The sequence below is a fragment of the Hyunsoonleella rubra genome (assembly GCF_042684665.1).
Taxonomy (GTDB): Bacteria; Bacteroidota; Bacteroidia; order Flavobacteriales; family Flavobacteriaceae; genus Jejuia; species Jejuia rubra.
Genome location: NZ_JBHULY010000034.1, coordinates 51,184 through 70,024 on the forward strand (window position 1 = coordinate 51,184; position 18,841 = coordinate 70,024).

Annotated in this window: 23 protein-coding genes; 9 read left to right on the forward strand and 14 right to left on the reverse strand. The window is 38.7% G+C overall.

Going from position 1 to position 18,841, the window contains the following annotated elements:
• Nucleotide 1: 1 nt before the first annotated feature.
• From lgt to ACFSR8_RS13390, 4 genes are all read right to left on the reverse strand, one after another.
• A complete protein-coding gene (lgt, locus tag ACFSR8_RS13375; protein WP_380292845.1) occupies nucleotides 2-931 on the reverse strand; it encodes a prolipoprotein diacylglyceryl transferase in 930 nt (309 codons plus the stop codon).
• Nucleotides 932-1,144: 213 nt separating this feature from the next.
• Nucleotides 1,145-2,287, reverse strand: coding sequence for a peptidylprolyl isomerase (locus ACFSR8_RS13380; protein ID WP_380292847.1), 1,143 nt, complete (start codon nucleotides 2,285-2,287; stop codon nucleotides 1,145-1,147).
• Between the two features lies 1 nt (nucleotide 2,288).
• A complete protein-coding gene (gldI, locus tag ACFSR8_RS13385) occupies nucleotides 2,289-2,837 on the reverse strand; it encodes a gliding motility-associated peptidyl-prolyl isomerase GldI (protein WP_380292848.1) in 549 nt (182 codons plus the stop codon).
• Nucleotides 2,830-3,849: a DHH family phosphoesterase gene (locus ACFSR8_RS13390; RefSeq protein WP_380292850.1), complete on the reverse strand. Its 1,020-nt coding sequence runs from the start codon at nucleotides 3,847-3,849 to the stop codon at nucleotides 2,830-2,832. The genes gldI and ACFSR8_RS13390 overlap by 8 nt, the downstream gene beginning before the upstream one ends.
• Before the next feature lie 76 nt (nucleotides 3,850-3,925).
• Here ACFSR8_RS13390 and ACFSR8_RS13395 point away from each other — a divergent pair, with 76 nt between their 5' ends.
• Nucleotides 3,926-4,345, forward strand: a complete 420-nt coding sequence (locus tag ACFSR8_RS13395; protein ID WP_380292852.1) for a nucleoside-diphosphate kinase — start codon at nucleotides 3,926-3,928, stop codon at nucleotides 4,343-4,345.
• An 84-nt stretch (nucleotides 4,346-4,429) separates the two neighbouring features.
• Here the strand turns inward: ACFSR8_RS13395 and ACFSR8_RS13400 are convergent, their stop codons facing one another.
• The 3 genes from ACFSR8_RS13400 to recF all read right to left on the reverse strand — a co-directional run bounded on the left by ACFSR8_RS13400 (nucleotide 4,430) and on the right by recF (nucleotide 6,293).
• Nucleotides 4,430-4,621, reverse strand: a complete 192-nt coding sequence (locus ACFSR8_RS13400) for a cold-shock protein (RefSeq protein WP_380292854.1) — start codon at nucleotides 4,619-4,621, stop codon at nucleotides 4,430-4,432.
• A gap of 195 nt (nucleotides 4,622-4,816) precedes the next feature.
• Nucleotides 4,817-5,113, reverse strand: a complete 297-nt coding sequence (locus tag ACFSR8_RS13405) for a DUF721 domain-containing protein (RefSeq protein ID WP_380292856.1) — start codon at nucleotides 5,111-5,113, stop codon at nucleotides 4,817-4,819.
• 88 nt (nucleotides 5,114-5,201) lie between these two features.
• A complete protein-coding gene (gene recF / locus ACFSR8_RS13410; protein ID WP_380292858.1) occupies nucleotides 5,202-6,293 on the reverse strand; it encodes a DNA replication/repair protein RecF in 1,092 nt (363 codons plus the stop codon).
• 139 nt (nucleotides 6,294-6,432) lie between these two features.
• On the opposite strand from recF, the gene ACFSR8_RS13415 reads away from it, so the two are divergent.
• The 8 genes from ACFSR8_RS13415 to ACFSR8_RS13450 all read left to right on the forward strand — a co-directional run bounded on the left by ACFSR8_RS13415 (nucleotide 6,433) and on the right by ACFSR8_RS13450 (nucleotide 12,948).
• Nucleotides 6,433-7,203 carry a tetratricopeptide repeat protein gene (locus tag ACFSR8_RS13415; protein ID WP_380292860.1) on the forward strand — a complete coding sequence of 257 codons (771 nt, stop codon included), beginning with the start codon at nucleotides 6,433-6,435 and terminating at the stop codon, nucleotides 7,201-7,203.
• A 1-nt stretch (nucleotide 7,204) separates the two neighbouring features.
• On the forward strand, nucleotides 7,205-7,690 hold the full coding sequence (gene ribH / locus ACFSR8_RS13420; protein ID WP_380292862.1) for a 6,7-dimethyl-8-ribityllumazine synthase: 486 nt from the start codon (nucleotides 7,205-7,207) through the stop codon (nucleotides 7,688-7,690).
• Between the two features lie 254 nt (nucleotides 7,691-7,944).
• Nucleotides 7,945-8,070 (forward strand): hypothetical protein, encoded by a 126-nt coding sequence (locus ACFSR8_RS13425; RefSeq protein WP_380292864.1) that lies wholly within the window; start codon nucleotides 7,945-7,947, stop codon nucleotides 8,068-8,070.
• Nucleotides 8,071-8,082: 12 nt separating this feature from the next.
• On the forward strand, nucleotides 8,083-8,367 hold the full coding sequence (locus ACFSR8_RS13430; RefSeq protein WP_380292866.1) for a riboflavin synthase subunit beta: 285 nt from the start codon (nucleotides 8,083-8,085) through the stop codon (nucleotides 8,365-8,367).
• A gap of 7 nt (nucleotides 8,368-8,374) precedes the next feature.
• Nucleotides 8,375-10,231 (forward strand): DNA mismatch repair endonuclease MutL, encoded by a 1,857-nt coding sequence (gene mutL, locus ACFSR8_RS13435; RefSeq protein WP_380292868.1) that lies wholly within the window; start codon nucleotides 8,375-8,377, stop codon nucleotides 10,229-10,231.
• Nucleotides 10,232-10,234: 3 nt separating this feature from the next.
• A complete protein-coding gene (locus ACFSR8_RS13440; protein ID WP_380292870.1) occupies nucleotides 10,235-10,981 on the forward strand; it encodes a rhomboid family intramembrane serine protease in 747 nt (248 codons plus the stop codon).
• Nucleotides 10,982-11,851, forward strand: coding sequence for a rhomboid family intramembrane serine protease (locus ACFSR8_RS13445; protein ID WP_380292872.1), 870 nt, complete (start codon nucleotides 10,982-10,984; stop codon nucleotides 11,849-11,851).
• 71 nt (nucleotides 11,852-11,922) lie between these two features.
• On the forward strand, nucleotides 11,923-12,948 hold the full coding sequence (locus tag ACFSR8_RS13450) for an endonuclease/exonuclease/phosphatase family protein (protein WP_380292874.1): 1,026 nt from the start codon (nucleotides 11,923-11,925) through the stop codon (nucleotides 12,946-12,948).
• A gap of 153 nt (nucleotides 12,949-13,101) precedes the next feature.
• On the opposite strand, the gene ACFSR8_RS13455 is transcribed toward ACFSR8_RS13450, so the two are convergent.
• From ACFSR8_RS13455 to ACFSR8_RS13485, 7 genes are all read right to left on the reverse strand, one after another.
• Nucleotides 13,102-13,410, reverse strand: a complete 309-nt coding sequence (locus ACFSR8_RS13455; protein WP_380292876.1) for a DUF6122 family protein — start codon at nucleotides 13,408-13,410, stop codon at nucleotides 13,102-13,104.
• Nucleotides 13,410-14,033: a WbqC family protein gene (locus ACFSR8_RS13460; RefSeq protein ID WP_380292878.1), complete on the reverse strand. Its 624-nt coding sequence runs from the start codon at nucleotides 14,031-14,033 to the stop codon at nucleotides 13,410-13,412. Before ACFSR8_RS13460 ends, ACFSR8_RS13455 begins: the two co-directional genes overlap by 1 nt.
• A gap of 111 nt (nucleotides 14,034-14,144) precedes the next feature.
• Nucleotides 14,145-15,743 (reverse strand): signal peptidase I, encoded by a 1,599-nt coding sequence (lepB, locus tag ACFSR8_RS13465; protein ID WP_380292880.1) that lies wholly within the window; start codon nucleotides 15,741-15,743, stop codon nucleotides 14,145-14,147.
• 65 nt (nucleotides 15,744-15,808) lie between these two features.
• Entirely contained in the window at nucleotides 15,809-16,513 is a 705-nt protein-coding gene (gene dapB / locus ACFSR8_RS13470) for a 4-hydroxy-tetrahydrodipicolinate reductase (RefSeq protein ID WP_380292882.1), read from the reverse strand.
• A 26-nt stretch (nucleotides 16,514-16,539) separates the two neighbouring features.
• Nucleotides 16,540-17,157, reverse strand: coding sequence for a DUF5683 domain-containing protein (locus ACFSR8_RS13475; protein ID WP_380292884.1), 618 nt, complete (start codon nucleotides 17,155-17,157; stop codon nucleotides 16,540-16,542).
• Nucleotides 17,147-18,058, reverse strand: a complete 912-nt coding sequence (locus ACFSR8_RS13480; RefSeq protein WP_380292886.1) for a ParB/RepB/Spo0J family partition protein — start codon at nucleotides 18,056-18,058, stop codon at nucleotides 17,147-17,149. Before ACFSR8_RS13480 ends, ACFSR8_RS13475 begins: the two co-directional genes overlap by 11 nt.
• Nucleotides 18,059-18,061: 3 nt before the next feature.
• Nucleotides 18,062-18,826, reverse strand: coding sequence for a ParA family protein (locus ACFSR8_RS13485; protein WP_380292888.1), 765 nt, complete (start codon nucleotides 18,824-18,826; stop codon nucleotides 18,062-18,064).
• Nucleotides 18,827-18,841 lie beyond the last annotated feature (15 nt).

Consider the following 18,841-nt stretch of genomic DNA (forward strand, 5'->3'; position numbering starts at 1 on the left):
TTTAGTTTACTGGCGATTTCGGTTTGTATACAAACATAAAATACAACCCTAATAAAATTAAGGGGATACTTAGCCACTGTCCAGTGTTCAATGCCCAAGTAGCCCGCTCGTCCACCTGCGCTTCTTTCACGAATTCTACAAAAAAGCGAACTGTCCACAGCAGCACCAAAAACAGTCCGAAAAGGAATCCGGTTTGGTCACGCTTTGATGTTTTAGAGTAGAAATACCATAAAATGAGAAATACAAATATGTAGCTAATGGATTCGTACAATTGCGAAGGGTGTCGATAGGGTACGGCATCCAAAAGATTTTGAAATTGCGGATTTTCGGTAACTGCATTATATGCGTTTTGAACGTCCTTGATGCCCGTTAGCCTGACAATTTCACTTTTGTAATATTCATCCTGAATAAACCGAACGCCCAACGGAAAATCACCAGAAGCTTTGCCTATAATTTCAGAATTGATAAAATTTCCTATTCTTACAAACACTGCTCCCGAAGCGACGGGAATCACCAATCTATCTAGAATCCAAAGCAAGGATTTGTATTTATACTTTCTGCGATACAGGTACATACCAATGATAACACCAATAGCCGCACCATGACTTGCCAAACCTTGAAACCCAGTGAATTCAAAGCCTCCTTTAAACTTAAATGGAAGAAATATGCTAAAAAAATCTTGTGAAATCAATTCTGATTGGTAAAACAATACATGCCCCAAACGCGCACCCAACATGGTGGATAATACCACGTAGATGAACATGGGGTCCAATAACTCCAGATTCATTTTTTCCTTGGTGTAGATACGTTTCATTATATACCACCCCAAGATAAATGCGATAACCCACATCAGACTGTAAAAATGGATTTTGAAGTTGCCAGCGATATCTATCCCCGTAACGGGGTTCCAATCAAATTTTAATACGTGCATGCGTGAAATTTTACAGGCGTAAATATAAGGGTTTAGCTGTATTTATCTGTTAAAATTGTGTTTAGTTGTATTTAACCCCTCCGCCTTCGGCACCTCCCCTTGAAAAGGGGAGGAGTTGTTGAAGTACTGTTTTGATTGTTTAATTTGTACAATAGGCGGCACATCCTTCTTTATTCTTTTATCTTATAGCAAAGCGGTCTTTGTTCTGTCAAATTATTTTGCCAAACTCAAAACTTCAACTTCAAAAACCAAGTTGGATTTTGGGGGAATACCTTGACCTCCGGCCTCGCCATAACCTAAATGATAGGGGATAAATAATGTGGCTTTGTCGCCTACTTGTAGTTCTTTTAAACCTTCTTTAAACCCTGCGATCATAGGAGCGTCAGGGCTTAAATCCGCTTTTATTGGCTGATATCGTTTTGTTGCCTTCTTTTTTGGGTTTACTGCTTCCATGGCCTCTGCTAGATTTAGATTGCTGGTATTGAGTAATGTGCCGTCTTCAAAAAACAATGCATAATGTACCATGGCTTTGTCGAACTCCTTAATTTCCGGACCGGAGCCTTTTTCAGAAATAAAATACTTAAGGCCCGAAGCTAATGCAATGGCTTCTGTTTCTTGCTGAGTGTGCTTCTGTTTCACAGCTTTTTTAAGCTTGGCTATTTTAGCTTTTCGTTTTTGTTCCTTTAAATCCGCTTTGGAAAAATTCTCTATAAAAACTTCTGGTGCCTCAAAGTTTTTGGCGCTTCTGCCTTTTCGTATAATTCTCAATTTTCGAAGTGTATCATTGGCCATAATGGAATCGATAATATTTTCACCTAAAACAACTTCTCCAAAGATCGAATGACAATGATTTTTTGGATGTTCGCAATCCCTCAAATTACCATGTTCACCGTAAGCATCCAACCATGGTGTTTCCTTGTGTGTGATGTAAAACTGGCTTCCATTGGTGCCATAGCCGGAATTGGCCATAGCCAAGACACCTTTTTTATTGTGTTTCAAATCGGGATGAAATTCATCCATAAACCGGTAGCCAGGGTCGCCTTCGCCATTGCCCAAAGGATCACCACCTTGAATCATAAAATTCTCAACAACACGATGAAATATTGTGCCGTCATAAAAGGGCTTTTCCTTATAAAGTTTGGAGGCCAATGGATTGGTGCCTTCTGCTAACGCTACAAAATTGGCTGTTGTTATGGGTACTTTGTCGTAATGTAATTTGGCCACGATGATGCCTTTGTTCGTATTGAATTCAGCATACAGACCGTCCTCCAAATCCGGATATTCTGAATTACAACTGCATACAGTTGCCAATAAAAAAAGGGCTAATTCTTTAGTTAGAATATTAAAACTTGACATTTTAGTTATCCTGTACTTTTGTGATGGAATTTACGGTTACCTCTGCAATTAATGGGACATTGGTGCCGATTTTGTTCTCGTCTCCATAATACCCATAAGCTTTTTGCGATGGAAACAGAAAAGTAATTGTTTCGCCAGCTTTCATCAGCTTTAAGCCTTCGCGCAAACCGGTAAAGAGTTCCTGTTTGTCCATGGCATAGTCCAAATTCTGGAAATTTTCCTTGGGATAGATTAAGTTACCTTTAAAGTCTTTCAAATTATAGGAGTAATTCACGATATCCCCGAATGCCGGGGTATAATCATCGCTCTCAGTAATTTTCGTGTTGTAATAATACCAGAACCCACTTTCAGAAGCAATATAATTAGTGGAGTCGTTTTTAGCCATCAATTGTTCGATCCAAGCTTGTTCTTTGGCGTTGAGTTTTTTGTTCCGTTCAACAGAGGCATCAATAAACGAACCACTTTTCACCGAAATAGGTCTTCGGGCTTCGGGCGTTTTGCAGGAAAAGCAAATAGCAAGTAAGCCTATAATAATTAGTGTTTTATCCATGGTTTAGGGCATCTTTATAATTAGGCAAGATACTCAAAAAATTTTCAACCGTACCTTTTAAGGAGCTTTCACTTCTTCCGCCAGCGGCATTATTATGGCCTCCTCCATTAAAATGTGCCCTCGAAAATTCGTTGACTGAAAACCCTCCTTTGGAGCGCAACGAAATTTTTATAATGCCCTCTTGCTTATCTTCAATAAAAATTGCCGCGAAAATGATGTTTTCTAAAGAAAGCGCATAATTTACCACGCCCTCCGTGTCTCCCTTTTTGTAATCAAATCGATTTAATTCACTTTGAGACAGGGTGATGTATGCGGTTCTGAGTTCCGGAAGGACTTTGAGATTACTTAAAGCACAGCCCAATAACTGCAACCTATTGTAGCTATTAGTATCAAAAACTTGATTGTGTATTTCTGAATTTTTCGCCCCTTTATCGATTAAGGTGGCTACTACACGATGAGTGGTACTTGTAGTTGATGGAAATCTGAAAGAACCGGAATCCGTCATAATGCCCAGGTACAGACAAGTGGATATCGTTTCGTCAATTTCGCTGGTATCGCCCAACATATCAATAAAATGATATATCATCTCACAGGTTGAACTCATATTGACATCACTGTACATATATGTGGGGTAGTCGTCAGGTTCTTGATGATGGTCAATTAAAATCTTAATGGCTTTTGAAGCCTCTAAACCAGGTTCCATCGCTCCAGTTCTATGAAATGCATTGAAATCTAAGGTAAAGATAATATCCGCTTCGGCAATGGCTTGATTGCAGGCTTTAGTCTGCGAATCGTATTTTAGAATGGTTTCCTCCCCAGGTGTCCATTTTAAAAATCCAGGATAATCATTTGGTGTGATGACTTGAGCGTTGTGGCCGTACTTTTTTAGGTAGTGATAAAGACCCAAAGTTGAACCAATCGCATCGCCATCAGGGTTTTTATGTGGTACAATTATAATGTTTTTTGGGGTATAGAGTAATTGCTTTATTTGGGCTATATCGTCTTTATTCATAGGGAACGAAGATACAATTTTTTAAACTTGGTTTTTGCTGAAAATACGTTACTTTTGCGCCAAATAAAACATAAAAATGGCAACAAACAGAACATTTACAATGCTTAAGCCAGATGCAGTTGAAAAAGGGCATATTGGTGCAATATTAGAAAAGATTTCAGCTTCAGGTTTTAGAATTGTAGCTATGAAATTAACGCAAATGACCAAGGCAGATGCTCAGACATTTTATGCGATACATAAAGAGCGACCATTTTTTGGAGAATTGGTCGAGTATATGACGCGAGGCCCTATAGTAGCGGCTATTTTGGAAAAAGACAATGCTGTTGAGGATTTTAGAACTTTAATAGGAGCTACAAATCCAGCGGATGCCGCGGAGGGTACTATAAGAAAAATGTATGCTGATTCTATAAGCGAGAATGCAGTTCATGGAAGTGATAGTGATGAAAACGCGGCTATCGAAGGAGCATTTCATTTTGCAGGACGAGAGCAGTTTTAAATATTTAAGACGATTTAATTAATCGAAAAAGCCCAGACATTGCGTCTGGGCTTTTTTGTAAGAAAAAAAGTGAAATAATATATATTAGATTACTTTTACGTTTACTGCGTTTAAACCTTTTCTACCTTCCTTAAGATCAAACTCAACTTCATCGCCTTCGCGAACTTCGTCAATCAATCCAGAAATGTGAACAAAATGTTCTTTTTGCGAACCTTCTTCGATAATGAATCCAAATCCTTTTGAATCATTAAAGAATTTAACTGTTCCTTTACTCATGTTAAAAAAATTAAATTATTACTGCGGACAAAGGTAATGTGTAAAAACTTTAAAAATCAATAATTTACGTTTTATTTTTATTAATTCTTAAAATGTAGGCTAAAGGGCTCGTAAATAGTGAAGTTAGCCGTTTTCCTGTCATCCTGTCCCGAAAGCTTTCGGGATTGATTCAGGATATCTATTCAAAACAAGTTATTATCGTAAAACCAACTTTTTAATTAAATCCTTGCCTAATTCCTCATTTAGCATATCGATTATTTTTTGCTTGCCGTAACCGAGTTCCTCCCGAAGTACGCTGGAACTTAACTGCACATAGAGTGTTTCGCGTTCCAGTTTTACTGTAGTCGTGTAATTGTTTACCCCGTTGCCCATTAATTTTGCCCAGGCCTCGGCGGCATTTACTTTGTTCAGCCCTTTTTCTAGTTTGTTAGTTTCTACAAATTCCTTTAGGGCGTCTTTGATGCTGATATGTTCGTTGTTGCGTTTAGGCATGGTTTCTTTTACGTCATTAAGTTGTATGTTTTAAAGTCTTTTATCGTATGATTGTTTTTTGAAAAGTTTTTCCGTGATCAGTCTTTCCTCAAGCGTTACCCCTCAACCTAAAAACCTCATAGCTCTGATGCACCTGCTTTACCGCCTGTTCCGTTCTTTCGGCATGGGTGTCGCTGATAAACAATTGCCCGAAATTTTCGTCGTCCACTAATTTAATAATTTGGGTGACGCGTTGTTCGTCCAGCTTATCAAAAATGTCATCCAACAGTAAAATTGGATTTACGCCACTTTGGGCTTTTATAAAGTCAAATTGCGCCAATTTCAAAGCAATCAAAAATGATTTTTGTTGGCCTTGGCTTCCAAATTTTTTCACGGGATGTCCTTCAATTTGAAATACCAAATCGTCTTTATGAATACCTACACTGGTATATTGCAGTGCCTTGTCTTTATTCAAACTTTCGGCCAAAAGAGCGGGCAATTCGCCTGCGGATAAATGACTTTCATAAACCAAATCCACATTTTCTTTCGCATTGCTAATGGTTTCGTATCGCGACTTAAAAATCGGAATAAACGATTTCAAAAAAGCATTTCGCTTTTCGTAAATCACAGTGCCATATTCCGTTAATTGCGCATTATAAACTTCCAATGTATCGGCATTAAACGTATGATTCAAAGCAAAATATTTCAAAAGAGCATTGCGCTGTGCTAATACTTTGTTGTAGTTAATGAGTTGCGTTAAATACCCCTTGTCGCTTTGCGAAATCACGCTATCAATGAATTTACGGCGCGTACTGCTACCTTCAATAATCAAGTCCCTGTCGGCAGGCGAAATAATCACCAAGGGCAAAAAACCGATGTGGTCGCTAAATTTTTCATAGGCCTTGCCGTTGCGTTTAATCACCTTTTTTTGACCGCGTTTCAGGCTCACCACAATCTTTTCGGGTTTATCCTGTTTTTCATAATCACCATGCACCATAAAAAAATCTTCGTCGTGCTTGATATTCTGTAAGGCCACGGGATTAAAGTAGCTTTTTCCGAAGGATAAATGGTAAATCGCGTCCAGTACATTGGTTTTGCCAACCCCATTATTTCCAACAAAACAGTTTATTTTTTCGTTGAAATCAAAAGACTGGCTTTCAAAATTTTTATAGTTGACTAAGGACAACGATTTTAAAATCATGCAGTTAGCGACTTGATAGTTGTTATTTGAATTTTAACTCAAAAGAAGTGCAAATTATTGAAAAATAACGAGCTAATTGGTATGTGTTATGTAGAAAAATTATATTTTTGCGCCACGTAAATTTTATTCAGAAAAATAGATGGCTACTTATAAGAAGCGAGGGTACAAACCCAAAACGAAAGTTGAAAAGGAGCAAAATATAGAAGAAGGGTCAACAACGGCCGAGGTGTTTAACACGTTGGACGAAACGGCGTCGAAGACCGAGGCGTTTGTAGCCAAAAACCAAAAGTATATTTTTATTATAATCGGTATTGTGGCGGTCTTGGTTTTGGGGACTTTGGCCTATAAGGAATATGTGGCTAAGCCTAAGCAGTTGAATGCCATGAATGATATGTTCCAAGCTCAAAAATTCTTTAACGATGCTGTTAATGGTGTTGAAAAGGATTCACTTTTTAATTTGGCTTTGAATGGCGGTGAAGGAAAATTTGGAATGTTGGATATTATTGATGAATACAGTGGTACGCCTGCGGCCAATTTGGCGAATTACTATGCGGGTACGGCATATTTACGTTTGAAGGATTATAAAAATGCGGTGGCTTATTTGAGCGAATTTGAAAGTGACGATGAGGTGTTGGCGCCATTGGCGAAAGGAAATATTGGTGATGCTTTTGTACAGTTGAACCAACCTGAGGATGCATTGGAATATTACGAAGAAGCCATTGCACTTCGCGATAACGGATACACCACACCAATGTATTTGTACAAGGCAGGAGCCTTAGCTTTGGAATTGGGCGAAGCCGATAAGGCCTTGACTTATTTCCAAAGAATCAAAGATGATTATCCAGACTCCACTGAAGCTTCAACGGTAGATGTGTTTATCGGAAAAGCACAGGTTTTAGCGAGCAAATAAGATGGCTACGGCAAATAAAAATTTATCGGACTACGATAAAACTGCAATCCCAAATGCGAATAAATTTCGGTTTGGGATTGTTGTTTCAGAGTGGAACGAAAACATCACTGAAGCTCTATATCAAGGAGCTTATGATACTTTAATTGAGAATGGCGTATTGCCTGCGAATATCGTTCGTTGGAATGTTCCTGGGAGTTTTGAATTGATTTACGGTTGCAAAAAAATGCAGGAACAAATGGTGAATGCTGTGATTGCCATCGGAAGTGTGATACAAGGCGAAACCAAGCATTTTGATTTTGTGTGCGAGGCTGTATCTCAAGGTATAAAAGACTTAAATGTGATGCGCGAAACCCCTGTAATTTTCTGCGTACTTACTGACAATACAATACAACAAGCACAAGACCGTTCCGGTGGAAAGCATGGCAACAAGGGTACCGAAGCGGCCATTGCAGCAATCCAAATGGCGGAACTTCGAAAGAATAGTTAACAGTAAACAGTGGCAGTTTGCAGTTTGCTTCGAGCTTTTGTCTTCCGGCTTCAAGCTTAATTTTGTTAACATTTTTTAGCAGACAGTTCCAGTATTTTTGCCCATTTTTAAGTATTTTTGAGGGATTAGCAATGGTACATTTTGTTCGGTCAACGGAAACATAAACGGTTTAATTATCAGCCTCGATTTTCAAAGGAAAATCAAGATGATGTCAATGTGGAGGAGGATACAACGGAAACGGAATTTGTGTCCAAATGGCGACAACAAAGTGGCAACAAAATAAGGATGAGAGGCATTCTGCCCTTTCGGACATTAATCCTGATTTTGGTACTATTATTGATTTGCATGTACTTATTGGAGAAAAATTACATGTAAATTAAAATCTGGACACCATGGGACTTTTAAAATTAAGAAAGAATAAGAAATTTAGTTATACGCCTCGCTACTACGACGATAAAGGCGAAGGCAGTCCATTCGAAATCAAGCATAAGTTTGATGAGCACCGGACAACTGTAGGCCCAAATAAAGGCCTAAAAGGTAAATTTGTTAACGCCATTAATGACTATAAACACAACGAAAACAAGGAAGCCAATCGTAGGGTTTTGATTATTGTTGCGATTCTTATTCTTATCTTTTTATTCATAATCGGTTTCGATTTATCTATTTTCTTTTCGTAAATAATTGATGGCAGACATTATACAACTCTTACCTGACCATGTAGCGAATCAAATTGCCGCCGGTGAAGTTGTACAACGTCCGGCCTCGGTGGTGAAAGAACTTTTGGAGAATGCCATTGACGCTGGTGCAGAAACCATCAAACTGATCGTAAAAGACGCAGGGAAAACCTTAATCCAAGTTATTGATGATGGCAGGGGGATGAGCGTTACGGATGCTAGATTGAGCTTTGAGCGTCATGCCACTTCAAAAATTAGGAATGCCGACGATTTATTTCATTTAAATACAAAAGGGTTTCGGGGTGAGGCTTTGGCCAGTATTGCCGCCATTGCACATGTGGAACTCAAAACCAAACAGGAACACGACGATGTAGGCACTGCCATCGTTATTGAAGGTAGCGAAGTTACTTCGCAGGATGTGGTGGTGACTCCAAAAGGCACTTCAATTTCGGTGAAAAACCTATTTTTCAATATTCCGGCAAGGCGAAATTTTTTAAAGTCGAATGCTGTGGAGTTACGTCATATTAATGATGAGTTCCATCGTGTGGCGTTGGCGCATCCAACCATTCGTTTTGTGATGTTCAATAATGGTAGTGAAAATTTCAATTTACCCATAGGCAATTACCGCCAGCGTATTGTCAACATTTTCGGAAATAAAACCAATGAAAAATTGGTGCCGGTGGAGGAAGATACCGAAGTATTGAAGATTTCAGGATTTGTTGGAAAACCTGAATTTGCTAAGAAAACCAGAGGCGAACAGTACTTTTTTGTCAACAACCGTTTTATCAAAAGTGCCTATCTCAACCATGCCATTTTATCGGCCTATGAAGGTCTGTTGAAAAATGCCACTCATCCCAGTTATTTTTTGAATTTAACAGTGGATCCGCAGTCCATCGATATCAATATCCATCCTACCAAAACGGAAATCAAGTTTGATGACGAACATACCTTATATGCCATTTTACGTTCGTCCGTCAAACATAGTTTGGGCCAATTTAATATTGCACCCGTGTTGGATTTTGAAAGGGATGCAAGTTTGGATACGCCATATAGTCTGAAAAATGAAATGGCCCAAACTCCTAAAATTGAAGTGGATAGAAACTTTAATCCGTTTTCAGAAACCAAAACCACAAAAAGTGGGAATGGATCTGTTAATTTTACAAAGCAACCCACTGAAAATTGGGAAAGTTTGTACGTTGGATTGGAATCCAAGGGCACGGTTACCCAAAATGATTTTTCAGAAGTTCAGTTTGAAAGTGAAGAAACCACAGGGGCTTTGTTTGAAGAAAAAGGGACTGCAGAAACTGCAAATTCTACCTATCAGCTTCACAATAAGTATATTATCAGCGCCTTAAAATCAGGAATGCTGGTCATTGATCAGCATCGCGCGCACCAGCGTATTTTGTATGAAGATTTCCTAAAAGATATCACCGTAAAAGAGGGGGTAAGTCAGCAACTATTGTTTCCTTTAGAATTGCATTATTCATCTCAGGAATTGGAAATTTTAAAGCAGTTGAAAGGGGATTTGGAACATACTGGGTTTGTGTTTTCAAACCTCACGGAGGATTCCATTGAGATTAAGGGTGTTCCTGTGATGGTGCCCGAAAGTGAGATATCTATCATTTTGGAGCAATTGATTAGCGATGTTCAAAATGAGGTGCCCGATGCCAATTTCAGTGCTACCGATTTATTGGCAAAATCCATGGCAAAAAGTCTGGCTATTAAAACCGGACAATCTCTCAAAAAGGACGAGCAAGAACATATTGTTAACAAACTATTTGCATGTAAAGAACCAAACGTATCGCCTACCAATAGGGTTGCATTTATTACTATTGGTACCGACGAGTTGGATAAAAGGTTTATATAAATTATGATGAGACTTTCAGATACAGTAAAGCATTTATTGATTATCAATGTCATCGTGTTCATTGGCACGATGGCATTAGGAAACAATCTACTGTACGATTGGTTGGCACTGCATTTTCCTAAGAATGAGGCATTTCAGCCATGGCAAATTTTGACACATATGTTTATGCATGGAGGCGTCACTCATTTATTTCTGAATATGTTCGCCCTTTGGATGTTCGGAACTCCTGTTGAACAGGTATTGGGTTCCAAGCGTTTTATGTTCATTTATTTTTCTGCGGGATTAGGGGCGGTGGCACTGCAGATGGGGGAATATTACTTGAGATTCACTCCAATTTTTAATGACTTGTTAGCGTCAGGAATGTCCGAAACCTCAATTCTTCAAATGTTGTCAACTAACAGTGTTCCTGATTCAATAGGAGCTACGCAATTGAATGGTTTAAGAGAAATATTTCCAATTTACAATGTGTCTATGGTAGGTGCCTCAGGCTGTATCATGGGACTTTTGGCAGCTTTCGGCATGATGAATCCAAATGCGGAATTGATGTTGATATTTTTACCCATTCCAGTGAAAGCGAAATATTTTATTCCCGGAGTCATTACATTGGAAATTGTGATGGGCTTTATGGGGCAATCTATTTTTGGGGACACTCAAATTGCCCACTTTGCACACGTAGGCGGTGCTTTAACAGGATTTATCATCATGTGGTACTGGAAAAAAAACCAGTTTAACCAAAACCGTTGGTATTAAATGACAACTTTAAATCAGGATATAAAAGATAAGCTACAACGACTTAATGTGCTAGAAAAGCTGATTGTGGTAAATCTGGCCATTTTTGTTTTGGGGTATTTATTGAAGATTATCTTTGGTTTGCCCAGTGAATCAAGTTTATCATGGCTAGAATTACCTAGTACATTTAGTAATTTCATTTTGAAACCTTGGAGCATTGTTACCTATGCCTTTGCCCACTATGGATTATGGCATTTTGCAATCAATATGCTATGGTTATATTTTATCGGGCGTATGTTTCTGAATTTGTTTTCGCCCAAAATGGCACTTAACATTTACTTTTTAGGAGCTATTTGTGGCGGGCTACTATTTTTACTGGCATATGATTTTCTGCCCAACAGCAGGGCGAATTCACAGCTGATAGGAGCCTCTGCCTCGGTTAGGGCATTGCTAATTTTTCTATGTGCATATATGCCAAACCAAGAGGTACGTATTTTTACCTTTAACATCAAGCTTTGGTACATCGGATTGGCCATTATTATTTTGGATGTTATTGGACTTTCCGGAGGAAACGCGGGAGGCAATTTAGCGCATTTGGGAGGTGCTTTGTTGGGCTACGCGTACGCCAAGCAATTACAGAAAGGGCTGGATATTGGTAAAGGCTTTGAGAAGTTTATGGATGTCTTTTTTGGGTTATTTAAATTTAAAAAGAAAGGCCCTTTAAAAACGGTTCATAAAAATAAATCTAAGGTTGGGGGTTATACTAAAGCTGATTTTAATGAGTTTAACAATCAAAAGAAAATTGATGTTATACTGGATAAGATTAGTAAAAGTGGTTATGACAGCCTTACTGCAGAGGAAAAGGATTTCTTGTTCCGAGCTGGTAAATAATGTTCACAATATTTGCAATTGGAAACAACCTTAATTAACTTCGGGTCAATCATCACCAGCCAATCTCCAACATGCCAAAACTAAGATTCTTTAATAGATTTCTGTGGTTCATCAATAGGGTGGTAGCTGTGCTGTTGCTATTGTCTTTCGTTTTGCCTTTTCTGCCTCCAAAGACATTTTCGGTATTGTCGGTATTAAGTTTGGGTGTTGCCTTATTAATATTGATTAACGTCATGTTCTTTTTATATTGGTTGGGTACATTAAAACGAAAATTTATGCTATCGCTGGTGGTACTGGCTATTGGTTATTTTTCATTCGGATCGCTCTATAAATTTTCGGCTTCTAAAAAAGAAGATTCCCCCAATAATTTTAAGGTGATGAACTACAATGTACGCCTTTTCAATTTGTATGAATGGATTCCCGAAAAAGGCATTGAGACTAATATGGTGGATTTGATAAAAAGCGAAGCACCACATATTTTGAGTTTACAAGAATACCATCCACATAAAAATATAGACCTTTCTTTTTACAAGTACAAATATGAAAAGCTTTCAGGGAAGAAAACCAAATACGGCCAGGCGATTTTTTCTCAGTTTCCTATCGTGAATTCAGGTTCTATTGAATTTCCTAACACATCTAATAATGCGATTTTTGCAGATGTGGTTTTTAAAAAAGATACTATCAGAATTTATAATATCCATTTAGAATCGATGCGCATAGACACAAAAGCTGAAAGTTTGAAAAAAGAGGATTCAGAGCGCTTATTCAAACGTATCGGTACTACCTTTAAAATGCAACAATTTCAAACAAAACTCTTTTTGATGCACAAAAAACAGTGTAAATACAGAATGGTGATCAGTGGCGATTTTAACAATACCGCATTCTCCTACGTCTATCGAAAAATAAGGGGAAATTTAAACGATACCTTTAAGGAAGCAGGTAATGGTTTTGGGCGCACCTATCATTTCCAATTCTTTCCAATCCGAATAGATTTTATTTTGAGTGATGAGAGTTTTGAGGTGAACGGGTTTAAGACCTATGATGAGCATTATTCTGATCATTACCCGATAATGACCACTTTGAGTTTGGGGGAGTAGTCCCAATCACAGTTTACAGTCTCAGTCTAAATTTAGAATTTAAGATTCAAGTTTTCTTTTTATTGAAAATTATTCGAAGTAGTGGAGCTATCCGAAATAATGCTTTGCGCCTCTGCGTCCCTGCCTGCCGGCAGGCAGGTTTACGCGAGATTTTTACATAAAGGAACAATCTACCACATCAGAAATGATATGAATCACCAAGCCCAGTCCCACCAAACGGGATTTCTTGGGAAAGCACAAAAAGACATAAAACAAAATAGCAAAGGATGAGTGAAGAGGGTGGAAGCCGATACTGCATCTGTTCGGGTCAAAAATCGGGTCGGCCAATAAATGATCCGCATCAATGAGCATACCTGTTAGCATCACAAGGTAGGCATACTTCCATTTCGATTTAAAAAAGAGAAGGGCAACCGCCAAAGGCAACAAAAAGTGGCAACCATAATGTGCAATCGGTTGAAGCATTATTCAGCAATTAGAGTTTGAGATTCCAAGTAATTCAAGGCATTTGGTCCCTCGTTAAATAACAAGTCCAGAATACTCAAATTAGGAATAAAACCGTGTTTGCTTTCAAAAACCTGGGTATAGTTATCAAAGTTGAAAACTGGCGCTTTTTTCGAATTTACTAAATATCTTAAATCGCTTTTACCTAGGATTTCCTTTTGAAAAGAAGCCGTTTCGGAATAATCAATTTCCATTTGCAAACATTCGCAAATCACTTCAAAACATTTCATGTTAAAGTCCATAAGATAAGTGGTATCTTCAAAAAACAAATGTCTCAACTCGTCTTCGTAAAACTGAAAAAAAGGAGAGGTGCGGTATGAAGATTCCAGAGATTTCCAATGGTTTAATTGCCATCTATCCGCATTGAAAATTTCTACTTCGCTATACTTTTGGCGATTCTTTTGCGAGAAAACAACAGGAATATTAAGTGACAATTTTCCATTGGCACCATAAATATAAGTGCGATTTCGATAAGTCTGTTTTGAGAAATTGTCGAACACCTCGAACGCCACACTTTCAGCCTGAACTATAGCCACAAAATGGGCAATGTTTGGGAAATATGTGGGGTGAATAATAATTTCCATTTCTGTCATTCCCGCGAAGGCAGGAATCCACTTTAATTACTACGCTTTTGATTTAGATTCCTGCCTTACTTCGACAAACTCAGTACAAGTCGCAGGAATGACAGTCGTGTCTTAAGCATTAGTTTTTTTTCGCTTTCCCCATTGGCTATACCCTATCCATCCAAATAAAATAACCAAAAATGGAATAAAATAGGAGGTGCGATTGCCTTCTCCATGCACCGTCGTAAACAATCTTTTCCAACGAATTTTGTTGATGCCTTTTCCAAAACTGTCCCAACTCATCCAAATAAATACTGGCTTACCAACTACGTGGTTAAACGGCACAAAACCCCATGCACGGGCATCTATCGAATTATGGCGGTTGTCTCCCATCATCCAATAATAATCCTGTTTAAATGTGTATGTGCTGGCAACTTCACCATTAATCAAGATTTGATTGCCTTCCACTTTTAAAGAATTGCCCTCGTATTCCGTTATGACGCGCTTGTATAGTGGCAATACTTCTAAATTAATATCAATGGTTGCTCCTTTTTTCGGAATATATAATGGTCCGAAGAAATCTCGGTTCCAATTATAAGCGGGGTCATGCGGAAAAATATCCTCAGTCCTCTCGCCTTTTTCCATAATATTCGGAACAGTCCCTGCGACATTTGGATGGTTTTTAAATTTCGCCAATGCTTCATCGGATACGGCCGGTAAATAGTAACTCGAAAATTGCCGGTCAATAGGATAGGCACCATCTGTGATATCATAACGAGAGGCCAAAAAATTTGGATTGAACTGATGTGTTTTTGGTTTTACGTAATAACTGAATTGCAATTTTGCTCTATCAGGCAATTCGTTTTTCTTTCCGTTAATGTAAACATAACCGCCACGAACTTCCAAAGAATCTCCTGGCAAGCCCACACAACGTTTTACCAAGTTGGTCTTTTTGTCAATGGGTTTATAGTAATTCCTATCCGGATGGAAATCGTTCATATCCAAAAGCGTATCAGCCGGTTGGTTGAATACTACTATTTCATTTCTTTCAATGTCTTCAAACCCCGGAATGCGCATGTATGGCAATTGTAGTTTGTTAATCCATGAGGTATTTCGTTTTTCAAAGTGGTCATTAAAGAGGTACGATTTCTTTTTAAGCAAGGGTATGGTGTCGTGTACCATTGGCGCCCCAACAGTGGTCATCGGTACCCTGGCCCCATAGTGAAATTTACTTACAAACAAAAAATCACCAACCAACAAGGATTTTTCCAAGGAAGATGATGGAATCGTAAATGGCTGCATAAAATAGGTATGTACAATTGTTGCCGCCACAATAGCAAACAAAATGGAACTGGTCCATTCACCCGAACCTGATTTTGGTTGTAAGCTTCTGTTCTCAACATAACTAACATCGGCCACATAATTCAAATAGTAGTTATAAAAACCCAGGGAGGCAATTGCTAAAAATGTATCTAAGTGAGTGTTTTTACCAAAACTTCTGGCAGTTTCCACCCAAACTACAATCAGCATTATCAAATTCACAATGGGCAAAAACATCAAAATAATCCACCACCATGGACGGTTGATAATTTTCATTAAAACCATACCGTTGTAAATTGGCACAAAGGTTTCCCAGGCTTGCCTACCGGCTTTTTGGTATAATTTCCATGTACCTAATCCATGGATGATTTGGATAATCAATAAAAAAATAAGCCATTGTGTAAGTGTCATCTCTTTACTTTTTATTAACCCAATTAGGGCAAAAATCGTTGTGCTTGTTACAAGAAATCAAAATATTAACCAATGTTTAACACATCGTTCATACTAAAAACCCCTGTTTTTCCAACGAGCCATTCTGCTGCCACCACGGCACCAAGTGCAAATCCTTGTCTGTTATGTGCGATATGTTCGATGGAAATAGTGTCAACTTCGCTATCGTATGTCACCGTATGCGTTCCGGGTACGTCTTCTATGCGCTTAGCTACAATGGGGACAGTGTTTTCGCCATTTTGATTCAGCTTCCAGCTATCATAGTTTTGATTGTTTTCGATAACTCCTTCTGCCAAAGTAATAGCAGTACCACTTGGGGCATCCAGTTTTTTGGTATGGTGAATTTCCTCCATAGACACATTGTACTGCTTGAGGTTACTCATCATTTTTGCCAGTGTTTTGTTCAGTTCAAAAAAGATATTTACGCCCAAGCTGAAGTTGGAAGCGTAAATAAAAGCACCGTCATTTTCCTTGCAAAGTTCAATGGCGTTATTATAGTCTTTCAGCCATCCGGTTGTTCCTGAAACTACGGGAACGTTATTCTTTAAACAGTTAGAAATATTGTCAAAAGCCACTGAGGGGATGCTGAAATCTATAGCCACATCGGCTTTGGTGATGTCGTAATTGGTATCGTCTTTATCAATGGTTAGCACCACATCGTGGCCTCTGCTAATGGCAATTTTTTCAATGGTTTGTCCCATTCTTCCGTATCCAAGTAAAGCTATTTTCATATATAATTTTTGTTGTCCAAAACGGACTAAAACTTAAAATTTAGGGTGAGCCCCACGTTATTACTGCTGTCAATTTCATTGAATTCGTAGTGGGGTGCTAAGGTAAGGTTTTCATCGACATTATACTGCAATAAGTGCGCATCTACATTGGCGTCAATAATATTTAGGGCATAAAACCCCGCTGTAACCAAAAGTGAAATTTCTTTGTTTCGTCTGAAAAGTTGTTGTGCGCGTCTTAAGCCATCATCGGAAATTTTCTGCGTTGTTGGATTTCCCTCGGCATCAAAGTTATAAAACTCATCAGTTCTAAAACCTGCAAGCCTACTTTTGTAGGCATCCCGATATCTATTGTATTGCTTGTCGTTTCTTACATAAAAATATACACCAGTACCGATAGCTCCGTAAACCAATGGGATTTTCCAATAGCGCTTATTGTAGGCCTGGCCTAATCCCGGTAAAACAGCAGATAGGAAGGCCGCCTTTGCGGGCCTCAATGGGTCCAGTGGCTTACGTTTTACGACCTCCTGCTCAATCACTAAAGCGGATGGAATACTATCCGCAGGTGTTTTATCCTTCTTTTGGGCTAGGGCCGAAACGCAACATAAAACGGCTAATACAAGTCCGAGTTTAAGTTTATTTGGCACGTTGCACTAATTTTTTGATACGATTAAAATCTTCTTCAGAATGAAAGGGGATAATGATTTTTCCCTTTCCATTTTTAGAGACTTTAACGTCTATTTTATGCCCAAAGTATTCTGAAAACTCTTTTATACCTTTTTTAACGTGCTTTGGGATATCGTCTTCGAGATCTGCTTTTGATAATTTTTTGCCAGTTTCTGGGTCGTTGTACTTACGTACTAAAAGTTCCGTTTCTCTTACTGACAACTTTTTGGTGAGAATACTTTCGTAAATGTCCAATTGCGCACTTTGGTCTTCAATAGTAATCAGCGCACGTCCATGCCCCATGGAAATAAAACCATCCCTCATTCCTGTTTGAATGATAGGGTCTAACTTCAATAAACGTAAATAATTTGCTATGGTAGAGCGTTTTTTACCTACGCGCTCGCTCATTTGTTCCTGAGTTAAATTGATTTCATCAATCAATCGTTGGTAGGACAAGGCGATTTCAATAGGGTCTAAATCTTGGCGCTGGATATTTTCCACCAATGCCATTTCCAAAGATTCCTGATCGTTGGCAATTCTAATATAAGCCGGAATAGTTTCCAAGCCTACCAATTTAGAAGCCCGATAACGGCGTTCTCCCGAAACCAATTGGTATTTGTTGAAATCCAGTTTTCTAACGGTAATGGGCTGGATAATGCCTAATTCCCGGATGGAAGAGGCCAGTTCCTTTAAAGATTCTTCACTAAATTTGGTTCGTGGCTGAAAGGGATTGACTTCAATGGCATTGATGTCCAGTTCAACAATGTTACCAATAACTTTGTCGGCACCTTTGTCCTGAACGGATTGGATGTCGTTATCAGGGTCTTTCAGCAATGCTGATAGCCCTCGTCCTAAAGCCTGTTTCTTCGTTGCCTTCGCCATAATTTAGGAGTTTTTTGTGATAATTTCTTTTGCCAAACTCAGATAGTTACTAGCACCTTTGCTAGCCGCGTCGTAGTTGATGATACTTTCGCCATAGCTTGGTGCTTCACTTAAACGTACATTTCGCTGAATGATGGTTTGAAACACCATATCATTAAAATGCTTTTGAACTTCTTCAACCACTTGGTTTGAAAGGCGCAACCTCGAATCGTACATGGTCAGTAATAGACCTTCGTAATCTAAGTTGGCGTTGTGTATTTTTTGTACACTTTTGATGGTATTCAGTAATTTTCCCAAACCTTCCAAAGCAAAATATTCACATTGGATAGGAATCAACACAGAATCCGCTGCTGTTAAAGCATTCAAAGTCAATAATCCCAGCGAGGGCGCGCAATCAATCAAAATAAAGTCGTAATCGTCTTTGATATCTTGAACCGCTGTTCTCAGCATATATTCTCGCTGATCTTTGTCCACTAATTCAATTTCAATGGCAACAAGATCAATATGCGCCGGAATGATATCGAGATTTGGGGTCTCCGTGGCAACAATAGCTTCTTTGGCGGAATTAGTGTGTTCCAGCAATTGATAGGTTCCTGTTTCAACACTTTCAACATCAATCCCCAATCCGGAAGTAGCATTGGCCTGTGGGTCAGCATCTATCAGCAATACCCTTTTCTCCAAAACACCCAGTGAAGCTGCTAAATTCACTGACGTGGTTGTCTTACCTACACCTCCCTTTTGGTTAGCAATTGCAATGATTTTGCCCATTAAATTGTTTAGTTT